The 13263-nt window shown below is 62.6% G+C and carries 9 protein-coding genes and 1 tRNA gene; 5 read left to right on the top strand and 5 right to left on the bottom strand.

The genetic code is table 11. From position 1 onward, the window contains the following. Positions 1-17: 17 nt before the first annotated feature. From NYQ83_RS00820 to NYQ83_RS00830, 3 genes are all read right to left on the bottom strand, one after another. A complete protein-coding gene (locus NYQ83_RS00820; RefSeq protein WP_261211444.1) occupies positions 18-1196 on the bottom strand; it encodes an efflux RND transporter periplasmic adaptor subunit in 1179 nt (392 codons plus the stop codon). A 299-nt stretch (positions 1197-1495) separates the two neighbouring features. Then, positions 1496-1571: transfer RNA gene (locus tag NYQ83_RS00825), tRNA-Lys, on the bottom strand. A 53-nt stretch (positions 1572-1624) separates the two neighbouring features. Next, positions 1625-2584 (bottom strand): DMT family transporter, encoded by a 960-nt coding sequence (locus NYQ83_RS00830; protein WP_261211445.1) that lies wholly within the window; start codon positions 2582-2584, stop codon positions 1625-1627. A 103-nt stretch (positions 2585-2687) separates the two neighbouring features. Here NYQ83_RS00830 and glmU point away from each other — a divergent pair, with 103 nt between their 5' ends. The 3 genes from glmU (at position 2688) to NYQ83_RS00845 (ending at position 6781) form a co-directional block, all read left to right on the top strand. Beyond that, positions 2688-4022: a bifunctional UDP-N-acetylglucosamine diphosphorylase/glucosamine-1-phosphate N-acetyltransferase GlmU gene (glmU, locus tag NYQ83_RS00835; RefSeq protein WP_261211447.1), complete on the top strand. Its 1335-nt coding sequence runs from the start codon at positions 2688-2690 to the stop codon at positions 4020-4022. Positions 4023-4135: 113 nt separating this feature from the next. Next, positions 4136-5962, top strand: a complete 1827-nt coding sequence (gene glmS / locus NYQ83_RS00840) for a glutamine--fructose-6-phosphate transaminase (isomerizing) (protein WP_261211450.1) — start codon at positions 4136-4138, stop codon at positions 5960-5962. 81 nt (positions 5963-6043) lie between these two features. Beyond that, positions 6044-6781: a DUF502 domain-containing protein gene (locus NYQ83_RS00845; RefSeq protein ID WP_261211452.1), complete on the top strand. Its 738-nt coding sequence runs from the start codon at positions 6044-6046 to the stop codon at positions 6779-6781. 39 nt (positions 6782-6820) lie between these two features. Here the strand turns inward: NYQ83_RS00845 and recG are convergent, their stop codons facing one another. Next, complete coding sequence (recG, locus tag NYQ83_RS00850) at positions 6821-8914, bottom strand: ATP-dependent DNA helicase RecG (RefSeq protein WP_261211454.1); 2094 nt, start codon at positions 8912-8914, stop codon at positions 6821-6823. Positions 8915-9031: 117 nt separating this feature from the next. Between recG and NYQ83_RS00855 the strand changes: the two genes are divergently transcribed. Both NYQ83_RS00855 and mfd read left to right on the top strand, forming a co-directional pair. Next, positions 9032-9328, top strand: coding sequence for a succinate dehydrogenase assembly factor 2 (locus tag NYQ83_RS00855; protein ID WP_261211462.1), 297 nt, complete (start codon positions 9032-9034; stop codon positions 9326-9328). Then, entirely contained in the window at positions 9306-12815 is a 3510-nt protein-coding gene (mfd, locus tag NYQ83_RS00860) for a transcription-repair coupling factor (protein ID WP_261211463.1), read from the top strand. The genes NYQ83_RS00855 and mfd overlap by 23 nt, the downstream gene beginning before the upstream one ends. On the opposite strand, the gene NYQ83_RS00865 is transcribed toward mfd, so the two are convergent. Beyond that, a complete protein-coding gene (locus NYQ83_RS00865; protein ID WP_261213880.1) occupies positions 12812-13213 on the bottom strand; it encodes a MerR family transcriptional regulator in 402 nt (133 codons plus the stop codon). The two genes, mfd and NYQ83_RS00865, sit on opposite strands and share 4 nt — an antisense overlap. Positions 13214-13263 lie beyond the last annotated feature (50 nt).

Raw genomic sequence — 13263 nt, forward strand, 5'->3', positions numbered from 1 at the left:
GTGTCACGCGCTGCGGCTTACTGGTTCGTCGAGGGAGCTGAGGTCGACGCCTGCTCCTTCGGGGTAACGTCCTGCGGTTCGACCTGCATGCCCGGTTGAGCTTTTTGCTGGCCTGCGACGATCACCCTGTCCCCGGCCTCCAGGCCTTCGGTGACGACCACCGCCGGACCGCGCTGCTCGCCCGTTTCGATACGACGCTGCTCGACCTTGTTCTTGTCGTTGACGACGAGGGTGTAGGTGCCCTGCTGATCGATGAGCATAGCCGATTGCGGCATCAGGAGCTTTTCTTCGGGCTTGCGTGCGGCGACGATCACATCGACGAGCTGCTTGTCGTACAAAACTCGGTCCGGATTGGGGACGCGAGCCCGCACCATCACTGAATCCGTACCCTCGTTCGCTTCGATGTTGGTGAAGAGAATCTCGCCCTCTTGGTCGTAGATGCTGCCGTCGGCAAGACGCAGCTTGATGACGACCTCATCCCTTTGGTTCTCTGTCTGACCGATATTGATCAAACGACGCTGCGGCACCGGGAAGGCCACGCGCATCGGATCTTGCTGCACGATGCGTGCAAGCGCGCCGCTGTCGGGACCGATGAACGCGCCTTCGGAAAAGGCCGCGACGCCGATGCGCCCGCTGATTGGGGCCGTGATTTTCGTGTACCCAAGATCGAGCTGCGCCAGTTTGAGAGCTGCTTCGTTCTGACGAAGGGTTGCCTCCGCCTGATCTCGGTTGGCGCGTGCTTCGTCGAGCGCGGCCTGCGAGCCGGTGTTGCGCTCGCGCAGTGTCTGCTGCCGTTCGTAGCTCAGATTGTTGAGCTCGAGGGCCGCACGCGCATTCTGGACGGCCGCCTCGGCCTGAGAAACCGCTGCTTCATAAGGTGCTGCATCGATAGTGAAGAGCACCTGGCCTTTTTCGACCTCGGCGCCTTCTTCAAATTGACGCTCTCCGAGATATCCTTGCACGCGCGCCCGGATTTCGACGCTTTCCGCAGCTTCGATCCGGCCGGTGAAGACCTGCTGCTCGGTCACGTCACCGAGGCGAACCTGCTCGATGTTAACGGCCGGCGGGCCGCCAGCTCCCGGCGCTCCCTGAGCCAAGACCGTGGCAGGTGCGAGCGCCAGCGCCAATGCGAGCGCGGCGCGCATAGGAAAGGTACGACGCCCCGTTGCCGGGGAGGGAAGGCGAAGATCGATCATCTAGGAGCTACCAGTTCGAATGCAGGCGCCAAGTCGGTGCGCTCACTTCCGGCGATGACATAATTCCTGCCATCAGAAAAGCAAACAGTCGAGTACCGATTCCAGTGTAGGGGTTACCAAATAGGCCTACGGTGACCTTGGAGGCCGTGGCCTGACGCATCTACACAAGTATGTGATCCGACGGCGGCGACGCTCTCATGGCTCTCAGCTCGCAGGAGACGAGAAGGTCGAGATTCCTCACCCATGCATGTCTCGGGCGCGATCGCTTACCCATGTCGCCGCATCGGACAGATAGGTAATGGTGAGCCCTGTGGGACTCGAACCCACGACCTACTGATTAAAAGTCAGTTGCTCTACCGGCTGAGCTAAGGGCTCTCAGCGCGGGCGGACCCTATGGAAGCCGTTGGTGCGGGTCAAGCCGTTTTGGTTCAGGGTAGCCCCGTATGCCGGGCTTTTGTCCATCGCCGGATGCCGTGCCACGGCCGCGGCCATGTGGACGGCAGGGTCGCGAGCATCAAGCCCGGCAGAACCAGGGCCAGCCCGAGCGCGTGATAGGTGTGAAATTCCTCTCCAAGGAAGATCATTGCGAGCAGGACGCCATAGGGTGGCAGCAGGTAGAGGAACATGCCGGTGACGCCCGGTCCAAACACTTTGACGCCGTGCTGATAGGCGAGAAAGGCGAGGACCGAGGAGATGAAGGCGAGGCCCGCAATCGAGAGCCATGCGGCCAAGGTTGAAGGAAAGGCCTCGCGCACGACCGCTTCCACCGCAAAGAACGGCAGCAAAACGACCGCGCCGGCGGCGACGATGGCTGTAAACAGCGGCAGGGTCGGGACGGTGTGAAGGGAGCCTCGACGCAACAGAACCGAATAGACGGCCCACGAGAAGGCGCACAGCGCGATCAACAGATCACCGGCATTCAATTCGAGTGCGATGAGCTGGCCGAGATCTCCCCGCAGCACGATGACGGCAACGCCGATGAATGCGAGGGCCACGCCAAGCGCCTGGCGCAGCGCAATACGCTTGCCGCGAAACAGCCATTCCAGAACCAGGATCATCACACCGGACGAGGTGTAGATCAATGTGGCGTTGGTGGCGTTGGTGTGGCGGAGAGCGAGATAGACGATCGCCCCGCACACACCCATGCCGAGAAAGCCAAGAACAAGAAGCAGACGCCAGTTTTCCATCAGCGTCTTGCGGTGTTGGCTCAATCCCGCGGCGGCGAGCGGGAGGAGCAGAAGAAGGGCCACCGTCCAGCGCAAGAAGGCGAGGGTGAACGGCTCGACCGTGCTCACCGCTGCGCGTCCGATCACGAGATTTGACGAGAAGAACAGCGGCATGAGCGCCAGAAGAGTGATGTCTCGCAGGCGGTTTGAGGAAGCTTGCATCGGTTCGGAGGGGCTTTCGGCTTCGACGTACCTGCGCTAACGGGCTGGCAGAATTTGCGCAAGCTGCGGCTCCTCAAGCGGCGCTGCATCAGGAAAGGGACATATGTCTCAGCTTACGACCATCATTCTGGCTGCGGGCGAGGGCACCCGTATGCGCTCGGCCTATCCAAAAGTTCTACACCCGATCGGCGGGCTTCCGATGCTGGCTTTTGCGATGCGGGCGGCCCAGGCGGCCGGGGCGGCGCATCTCGGCGTCGTCGTAGGTCCGGGACACGATTCTGTGCGGGCCCTGGTCACCCAAGAAATGCCGCAGGCCGAAGTTTTCGTGCAGGAGGAGAGACGCGGCACGGGGCATGCCGTCATGCAGACGCGTCCGCTTCTGGAGCGTGCCGAAGGCGTGGTGCTGGTTCTTTTCGGAGACACGCCTTTCGTGACGGCTGAGACGGTTTCGTGCCTCGCCGGTCTCATTGACGAGGGGGCCGCGCTCGCCGTTGCAGGCATGCGTCCGCCGTCCCCTGCAGGTTACGGCAGGCTCATCACCGAAGAGGGCCGCCTTCTCGCGATCCGTGAAGACAAGGATGCCTCACCGGAAGAGAAGAAGATCGGGCTCTGCAATGCGGGCCTGATGGCGTTCCGTGCGGCCGACATGCTCTCCCTGCTCGAGGCGATCGACAGCAACAACGCACAGGGCGAGTTCTATCTGACGGATGCGGTTGCGATCGCCAATCAGAGAGGTTTCTCGGTCAAAGCCGCTGAGATCGCCTTCGACGAGGTCTTCGGCGTTAACGACAGAGCGCAGCTTGCGGAGGCCGAAGCGCGCTTTCAAAGCGCCCGCCGCCGACAGGCGATGGTGGAGGGCGTCAGCCTCGTTGCGCCGGAGACCGTCTTCTTTTCGCACGATACCGTGCTTGGTCGCGACGTGACCGTCGAGCCGAACGTCTTCTTCGGCCCAGGGGTTCGCGTTGAAGACGGGGTCAGGATCCATGGCTTTTCGCACCTTGAAGGCTGTGTCGTGAAAGCCGGGGCAGAGATCGGGCCGTTTGCCCGCCTGCGGCCGGGAGCCGATGTCGGCGCGAGAGCGAAGGTCGGGAATTTCTGCGAGGTGAAGGCAACGACGCTGGGCGATGGCGCGAAGGTCAACCATCTGACCTATCTCGGGGATGCCTCCGTTGGCGCCGGAACCAATATCGGGGCCGGCACCATCACCTGCAATTACGACGGCTTCAGCAAATCGCGCACGCAGATCGGAGAGGGGGCCTTTATCGGTTCCAATTCGTCTCTGGTGGCACCGGTCTCTATCGGAGACGGCGCTTATGTCGGTTCCGGCAGCGTGATTACCGATGACGTCGCGCCGGACGCGCTCGCAATTGCGCGCGGCCGACAGGTGCAGAAGCCGGATTGGGCTAAATCTTTTCGGGCGCGCCACGTGAAAAAGTGAACCCGAGCACCGAAGTGCAGGGCGTTTTCGTCACACTGTGTCACGGCAATTGATTTTCTCGGTGCGGTCTGTTTCGGCATGATCGCGCCGCTGGAAGGGGAGTATTTCTGGATATGTGTGGCATTGTCGGAATCGTCGGAACGACCCCGGTCGCCCCGCGGCTGTTGGATGCGCTCAAGCGGCTTGAATACCGAGGATACGATTCGGCAGGTGTCGCGACGCTGGAGAACAAGGAGCTCACGCGCGAGCGCGCCAAGGGAAAGCTCGTCAATCTCGAAAACCGCCTGCATCAGCACCCCCTTTCCGGTTTGATCGGCATTGGCCATACGCGCTGGGCGACGCATGGGGCGCCAACGGAAGTCAACGCGCATCCGCATGCAACGGAAAGCGTTGCCGTCGTCCACAACGGCATCATCGAGAATTTTCAGGAATTGCGGGCCGAGATCCGGGCCGCCGGACGGGCGCTTCAGACCGAGACCGACACGGAAGTCGTCGCGCATCTCATCACTCTGGCGCTCGCCCGCGGGCTCGATCCCGTGGCGGCCGCGGCGGAGACGCTGGCAAAACTCGAAGGTGCCTTCGCTCTCGCCATCCTTTTTGCGCGTGAGGACGACCTTCTCATCGCGGCACGCCGGGGCAGTCCGCTCGCCATCGGCTATGGCGACGGCGAGATGTATCTCGGCTCCGACGCCATCGCGCTTGCCCCGTTCACCAACCGGATCACCTATCTGGAAGACGGCGATTGGGCGGTCGTGCGGCGTAAGAGCGTCACCATCTATGATGAGAACGGCGCCGAAGTGCGGCGACCGGTCCAGCATTTCGTCGCCTCGAACTTGATGGTCGACAAGGGCAATCATCGGCACTTCATGCTCAAGGAGATTTACGAGCAGCCCGAGGTCGTGGCGCATACTCTCGGCCATTACGTGGATTTCGCTGAACGCCGCGTGGCGCTGCCAGAGGGGGCCGAGATCGATTTTGCGGGGCTCGACCGTCTCGCCATGTCGGCCTGCGGAACGGCGTTTTACGCGGCGCTTGTGGGCCAATATTGGTTTGAGCAGTTGGCTCGCCTGCCGGTCGATCTCGATATCGCTTCGGAGTTCCGCTACCGGGAGGTTCCTCTCGGCGATAAGGGGCTGTCGCTCTTCATCTCGCAATCGGGGGAGACGGCCGACACGCTCGCCTCGCTCCGCTACTGCCGGGAGCATGGGCAGAAGATCGGTGCGATCGTCAACGTGCCGACATCCACGATCGCGCGCGAGGCCGATTACATTCTGCCGACACTCGCCGGACCCGAGATTGGCGTCGCCTCGACGAAAGCGTTCACCTGCCAGCTTACGACACTCCTCGCGCTTGCAATCGGCGCCGGACGTCAACGCGGACATCTCTCGCGCGAAGACGAAGAACAGCTCGTTCAGGCTGCAATTGAGATGCCGCGGCATCTTTCGCAGGCTCTCAAGCTCGAGGACGAGATCGAGGGGCTGGCGAAAGAGCTGTCGCGCGTCAAACATGTGCTCTACCTTGGTCGCGGCAAGAGCTTTCCTCTGGCGCTCGAAGGCGCTCTGAAGCTCAAGGAAATCTCCTATATTCATGCCGAGGGCTATGCGGCGGGCGAACTGAAGCATGGGCCGATCGCGCTCATCGATGAGACGATGCCGGTCATCGTGGTGGCGCCTTACGACAAGGTCTTCGACAAGACCGTCTCCAATATGCAGGAAGTCGCGGCGCGCGGCGGGCGAATCATTCTGCTGACGGACGAAGAGGGCGCGCGGAGCGCTGCTGTCGACACGATGAAGACCCTGATCCTGCCGAGCATGCCGGCCGCGATCGCGCCCATCGTATATGCCGTGCCGGTGCAGCTTTTGGCCTACCATACCGCGGTTTTTATGGGCACAGACGTCGACCAGCCCCGCAATCTCGCCAAGTCCGTGACGGTCGAATAGAGCCCAAAATTTTCGCGCGCGGTCCGGCGCGACGGGCGTTATGATGGGTGACCTGGCACCTTCGCCAGTGGGGTTTTGTGGATGGAAACCGAGGACGCAGAGCGGGGGGCAAAGCCGCAGCGGCGGCACTCGAAAGCGGGGCTCAGGCTTCGCAACTATTTCCTGACCGGTATCGTCGTTGCCGCGCCGATCGGCATCACGTTTTATCTCACCTGGGCTTTCGTGGCCTGGGTGGACGGATGGGTGAAGCCACTCATCCCCCACGCTTACAATCCCGACAATTATCTGCCCTTCTCGGTTCCGGGTTTCGGGCTCATCGTCGCTATCTTCCTTCTGACGATGCTGGGCTTCCTGACAGCCAACCTGGTCGGGCGCACGATTGTCGCGTACGGGGAGCTCCTCCTCGATCGTATGCCGCTCGTGCGGAACCTTTACCGGGCGCTGAAGCAGATCTTCGAGACCGCCCTTTCACAATCGAGCCGCTCGTTTCAGCAGGTCGGGCTGATCGAATATCCGCGGCGCGGGCTGTGGGCGCTGGTCTTCATCGCGACCGACACGAAGGGGGAGATCGCCGAGCGTCTCCAGGAAAGCGATACGGATACGATGGCCGTCTTTCTGCCGACGACGCCAAATCCGACCTCAGGCTTTCTGCTCATTGTGCCGCGCCAGGATGTCATTCTGCTCGATATGACCGTCGAGGAGGGGGCCAAGCTCGTCATTTCTGCAGGCCTTGTCGCCCCGGAATATCATCGCAAGACCAAAGCTCTCGCCCGCGAGGCCAAGGAAGCGGTAGATAATGAGAGAGAGGCGGCGGAATAGACGAGAGGGCATTCCCGCACGTCTCCTGCGCTTATGCGCTCAGCCCGAGCGCATAAGCCGGATCGCTTCGTCTCTTCCGAAAAGATAGAGAAGACATCGGACGGCCTCGCGACCGGCATATCCGCCCTTTTCTTCACGGGCGAGGATGAGCTTTGCCTCGTCTCTCGCGAGCGCGAGGAGATCACCGTGGAATTCCGGCCGGGCGAGCCGGAAACCGGGCATGCCGGACTGGCGCGTGCCGAGAAGGTCGCCTTCGCCGCGAAGCTTCAGATCCGCTTCGGCGATGACGAAGCCGTCATTCGTTTCCCGCATCACCTTGAGCCGTTCGCGGGCCGTTTCGCTCAAGGGCGGCTTGTAGAGCAGGAGACAGCTCGAGGGCTTGTCGCCGCGCCCGACCCGACCGCGCAGCTGATGAAGCTGGGCGAGGCCGAAACGTTCGGCATGTTCGATGACAATGATGGAGGCATCCGGGACATCGACGCCGACCTCGATCACCGTGGTCGCTACGAGAACGGCGCCGCCCGCCTCTCGGAAACGCTGCATCGCTGCGGCCTTTTCGGCAGCCTTCATGCGCCCGTGGAGCAGCAGGGCCCGCGATCCGAACATCTTTTCGAGGTCGCGAAAGCGCTCTTCCGCCGCCGCCACGTCGAGCGATTCCGATTCTTCGACGAGCGGGCAGACCCAATAGACCTTTTCCCCTTTGTCGACGGCGGAACGGATTCTCTCTTTCACTTCTGCGAGCCGTTCGGAGGGGGCGACACGCGTGTCGATGGGGCGCCGTCCTGCCGGCTTTTCGCGCAGCTCGGAAATTTCCATGTCGCCGAAATAGGTGAGGACGAGGGTGCGCGGGATCGGGGTTGCCGTCATGACGAGAAGGTCCGGCGCGCTCCCTTTGGCCGATAAGAGCATGCGCTGGTGGACGCCGAAGCGATGCTGCTCGTCGACGATGACGAGACCGAGGTCTTTGAAAGTGACGCTCTCCTGAAAGAGGGCGTGTGTGCCGATCGCGATATCGATGTCACCGGCTGCGAGCGCTGCAAGTTTCTCGCCGCGGCCGGCGATATCCTTGCCGGTGAAAAGGGCCGTCGTCAGCCCGATCGATTCGGCAAGCGGCGCGATCGTCGCAAAATGTTGCCGTGCCAGGATCTCGGTCGGTGCCATCAAGGCCGCTTGTCCGCCATCTTCGCTGACATCGAGCATCGCGGTCAGTGCGACCAGCGTCTTGCCGGAACCGACGTCGCCTTGGAGGAGACGCAGCATCCGCTCCGGCGAACGCAGATCCTTGCGGATGTGGGTGACGGCATCCTGCTGGGCTTGCGTTAGCGCAAAGGGCAAGAGCTCGTGCAGCTTTGCGGCGCGGTCGCCAGAGAAATGGCGCGCTTTGCCAGCAGTCTTGCGAGCGCTTCGGCGCACCAGCCCGAGGGCGAGCTGGCTTGCCAGCAATTCGTCGAAGGCGAGGCGCCGCCAGGCAGGCGCTTCGGGCAGGAGGGCTGCGGCCTCCTGCGGCCGGTGCATCGTCGCGAGAGCCTCGGTGAGCGAGGGCCATTTCTCTCGCGCCATCAGGTCTGACGTAATCCATTCCGGCAATGTCGGCGCCCTTTCGAGCGCTGCCCGTATGATTTTGCCGAGGACCCGGGAGGACAGACCCTCCGTCAGCGGGTAGATCGGCTCGACCATCTGGATCTTGTCGGCCGCGCCTGGCTCCATCACCTCCGGATGTACGATCTGGGCGCGATAATCGAACCAGTCGAGGCGTCCCGAAACCGTGCGGGTCGCCCCGAGAGGCAGGATCTTTTCGATCCACTGGCTGCGAATGTTGAAAAAGATGAGCTCGACGGTGCCGCGGCCGTCGTCGAGAATGACGCGATAAGGCGCGCGTGAATGCCGGCGCGGCGCTTCGTGATGCTCCACTTTGCCGGTTACGACGACATGGCCTTGCTGTGGAAGCTCGTCCAGGCTAGCGATCTGCTGTCGCGCTATCGCTGAAACCGGCAGATGGAAGAGCAGGTCGCGCACAAGGGGTGGCCCCTCGGCCACACCGGTCACCCGTGCGAGAAGCTTCTCCACTTTCGGTCCCACCCCCGGCAGCGAGGCGGCCTCTGCAAAAAGCGGATCGAGAAGGGCGGGGCGCATACATCTTCCTGCCTTGCGCTGCGCGCGGCGGCAAGATGCATCTCTTGCCCGCTTGGTCTGAGTGGATAAATCTTGGTGGGGCATGAGCTCCCGCCCATAAGGAATGTGACACCCGATATGGCAGACGAAAAATTTGAAGAGCGGCGCCGACGCGCCCATTTTCGTGCCTGGCGCCGCGGTACGCGCGAGCTGGACCTTCTCGTCGGGCGCTTCGGCGACAGTGTTTTGCCATCTGCCGACGAGCGGCAACTTGCGGAATTCGAGCGGCTCCTCGAACTGCCGGATCTCGCTCTCTACAGCTGGATCGTCGGGCGCGAAGAGGTGCCGGCCGAGCATCAGAGCGCGATGATTTCAGGATTGATTGCCTTCCACAAAAGAGAACGAAATTCGGATGTCGAAATCCTCCAGCGCTGAGCGGCTGAGCGATCTTCTGGCGGAAAACCGCCATCTCACCCTGTCCGGTGTACCGGACGGGTTGGAGGGGCGCGTCCTTGCCGATCTCGTGCGTTTGCGCCGCCTGCCGGTCACGTTCGTTGCGCGGGACGCGCGTCATCTGGAGATGGCGAAAGAGAGCCTGCGTTTCTTTGCGCCGGATATCCGGCGCCTGACGTTTCCGGCCTGGGACTGTCTGCCGTATGACCGTGTCTCGCCCAACGCCGACGTCGTGGCGCGCCGGATGGCGACACTGAAGGCACTCGTCGATGCAGGTCCGCAGGCGCCGCTCATCCTTCTGACGACGGCCAATGCGACCATTCAACGGGTGCCGCCGCATGAGTGGGTGGCGCGGCATGTGTGGAGTGCCGGCGCTGGTGACGTGACGCCCATGGAAGGGTTGGTCGCGCGTCTGGCGGCCGATGGTTTTGAACGTGTACCGACGGTTCGGGCCGTTGGCGAATATGCCGTGCGTGGCGGTATCGTCGACCTTTTCGCTCCAGGGGATATGGGGGCAATTCGCTGTGACTTCTTCGGCGACACGCTGGAGACGATCCGGCCTTTCGATCCGGAGAACCAACGCACGACCGGACAGGTCTCGCGGCTCGACCTCCTGCCTGCGAGCGAAATCATCCTCGATGACGAGGTCGTCGCGCGTTTTCGCCAGAACTATCGCGAAGCCTTCGGCGCCGTGACGAGCGACGATCCGCTTTACGAGGCGGTGAGCGCCGGGCGACGCTTTGCGGGCATGGAGCACTGGCTCGCCTTCTTCCATGAACGGCTGGAGACGGTTCTCGATTACGCCGGCGACACGCTGGTGGCGGTCGATCATCTGGCAGCAGATACGCTCAAGGATCGCTGGGAGCAGATCGGCGACCATTACGAAGCGCGCAAGGAAAACGCCGATCAGAAGCTCGCCGGCGCGGCGCCCTATAAGCCAGCGGCGCCCGACAGCCTCTATCTGACACCCGAGGAATGGCAGGCCAAAGTGGACGATCATGCGTCCGCCCGGCTGACGCCTTTCGCATCACCGGGCGATGCGGGTTCCGTCTACGATGTCGAGGGCAGGGCGGGCCGCACCTTTGCCGCCGAACGGGCGGCCGGTGACGTCAATGTCTTCGATGCGCTCGTCGCGCATGTCGCCGATCGCCGCAAGGCGGGCAAACGTATCGTGCTTGCGACCTGGAGCGTGGGCGCGCGAGACCGTCTCATTCAGGTCCTGACCGACCACGGCATGGAGCGGCTGCAGCCGGTCGAAACCTGGGCTGAGACGGAGGCGCTTGCCAAAGGCATCACCGGCATGGCCGTGATGCCGCTCGAAACCGGTTTCGAGACGCCCGACAGCGTCTTCATTGGCGATCAGGATGTGCTCGGCGACCGCCTCGTGCGCCCGGCACGCAAGCGCAAACGCGCCGCCGATGCTCTGACCGAGGCTGCGAGCCTCTCGGAAGGCGACCTCGTCGTCCACGTCGATCACGGCATCGGGCGTTTCGATGGTCTCGTTACGATCGAGGCCGCGGGTGCGCCGCATGACTGCCTGCAGCTCGTCTATGCGGGTGGCGACAAGCTCTTTCTGCCGGTCGAAAATATCGATCTTCTGACGCGTTATGGCGCGGAAGGTTCGGAGACCGCGCTCGACAAGCTCGGCGGCGTCGCCTGGCAGAACCGCAAGGCGCGGCTCAAGAAGCGCATCCGCGAAATTGCCGACGCTCTCATCAAAACGGCCGCAGCGCGGCTTATCCGTCAGGGTGAGAAGCTCATTGCGCCAGACGGCCTCTACGGAGAATTCGCAGCCCGTTTTCCCTATGAGGAAACGGATGACCAGGATGCTGCGATCGAGGCCGCGATGGGCGATCTCGGTTCCGGCCGGCCGATGGATCGGCTGGTCTGTGGCGATGTCGGTTTCGGCAAGACCGAAGTGGCGCTCAGGGCGGCGTTCGTCGCCGCGATCAGCGGCAAACAGGTTGCCGTGGTCGTGCCGACGACCTTGCTCGCCCGACAGCACTACAAAACGTTCGTCGAGCGTTTTCGCGGATTGCCGCTGCACATCGGCAGCCTTTCCAGACTCGTCGGCACGGCAGAGAAAGCGCGGGTCAAGGCGGGGCTCGCCGACGGCACCATCGATATCGTCGTCGGCACGCACGCGCTTCTCGCGAAATCTGTCAATTTCCGCGATCTCGGCCTCGTCATCGTCGACGAGGAGCAGCATTTCGGCGTCAAGCACAAGGAACGCCTGAAGGAGCTGCGCTCGGCCGTGCACGTCCTGACGCTGACGGCGACGCCGATCCCGCGCACCCTGCAGCTCGCGCTCACCGGCGTGCGCGATCTCTCCATCATCGCGACGCCGCCTGTCGACCGTTTGGCGGTGCGGACCTTCATCTCGCCGTTCGATCCCCTGATCGTGCGCGAGGCTCTGTTGCGCGAACGCCTCCGTGGAGGCCAGTCCTTCTACGTTGTGCCGCGGATTTCCGATCTTGCCGAAGTGAAGGAATTTTTGGACCAGAATCTGCCGGAGGCGCGGGTTGCCGTCGCGCATGGCCAAATGCCTGCGAGCGAGCTCGATCAGGTGATGAACGCCTTCTACGACGGCCAGTACGACGTCCTCCTGTCGACGACGATCGTGGAATCAGGCCTCGACATTCCGACCGCGAACACACTCATCATCCATCGCGCCGACATGTTCGGTCTGGCGCAGCTCTATCAGCTGCGCGGACGCATCGGCCGGTCCAAGAACCGCGCCTACGCCTACTTCACCGTGCCGGCGAAGAAGACCATGACGACGACGGCCGAGCGGCGTCTCAAGGTCCTGCAGTCCCTCGATTCGCTCGGCGCTGGCTTCCAGCTCGCCAGCCACGATCTCGATATCCGTGGCGCCGGCAATCTTCTCGGCGAAGAACAGTCCGGCCATATCAAGGAGGTCGGTTTCGAGCTTTATCAGCAGATGCTCGAGGAGGCGGTGGCAAGTCTCAAGGCAGGCGACGAGGAGCTTGCCGAGGGCAAGTGGTCGCCGCAAATCACGATCGGCATGGCGGTCATGATTCCAGAGACTTACGTCCCAGACCTGACACTCCGCATGAGCCTTTATCGGCGCCTTGCAGATCTCGAAGACGCAGGCGACATCGATGCTTTTGGGGCGGAAATGATCGATCGCTTCGGGCCGTTGCCGGATGAGGTCGATCATCTTCTGAAGGTGGTCTACGTGAAATCGTTGTGCCGCAGAGCCAATGTCGAAAAGGTCGATGCCGGGCCGAAGGGCGTGGTGATCGCCTTCCGCAACAACGAGTTCGCAAATCCCGGTGGCCTCGTGCGCTATATCGGCGAGCAGGGCTCGATGGCGAAAATCCGTCCCGACCAGCGTATCGTTCTGTCACGCGATTGGCCGCGGCCTGAAGACCGCCTGAAAGGTACGGCGTCCCTGCTCACGCGTCTTGCCAAGATTGCCGAGGAAGGGGCGCAGAAAGCCGCTTAGGGCAAGGACGGTTGCGAGGAGAGCGCCTCGATGATGCGGCAGTCGTCGATCGTGCCGCCCCGGCAGCTCTCCTTCATCCTTCGGAGCTCGCTCGCGAGACGCTGAAGGTCGGCGATTTTGTCCTCCACCTCGACAAGGTGCGAGGTGACCAGCCGGTCGACGTCGGTGCAGTCGCGCTCGGTATCCGCTGATAGCTCGAGGAGTTCCCGGATTTCGTCGAGGGTGAAGCCGAGAGCGCGGGAGCGCCTGATAAAGCTCAGCCGCTCCTGATGCATCTTTGAATAGGCGCGATAATTCCCGCCCGTGCGTGGCGGAGCGGGCAGAAGCCCGATTTTCTCGTAATAGCGGATGGTGACGATCTTCGTGCCTGTTGCTGCAGCAAGATCGCCAATTCGCAGAAGCGACGGCTCTGTCACGCTCTTGACCCTATAGCGGCTAGAGAGTGCAG

The sequence above is a fragment of the Afifella sp. JA880 genome (assembly GCF_025379905.1).
In the GTDB taxonomy this organism is placed as follows: Bacteria; Pseudomonadota; Alphaproteobacteria; order Rhizobiales; family Afifellaceae; genus Afifella; species Afifella aestuarii.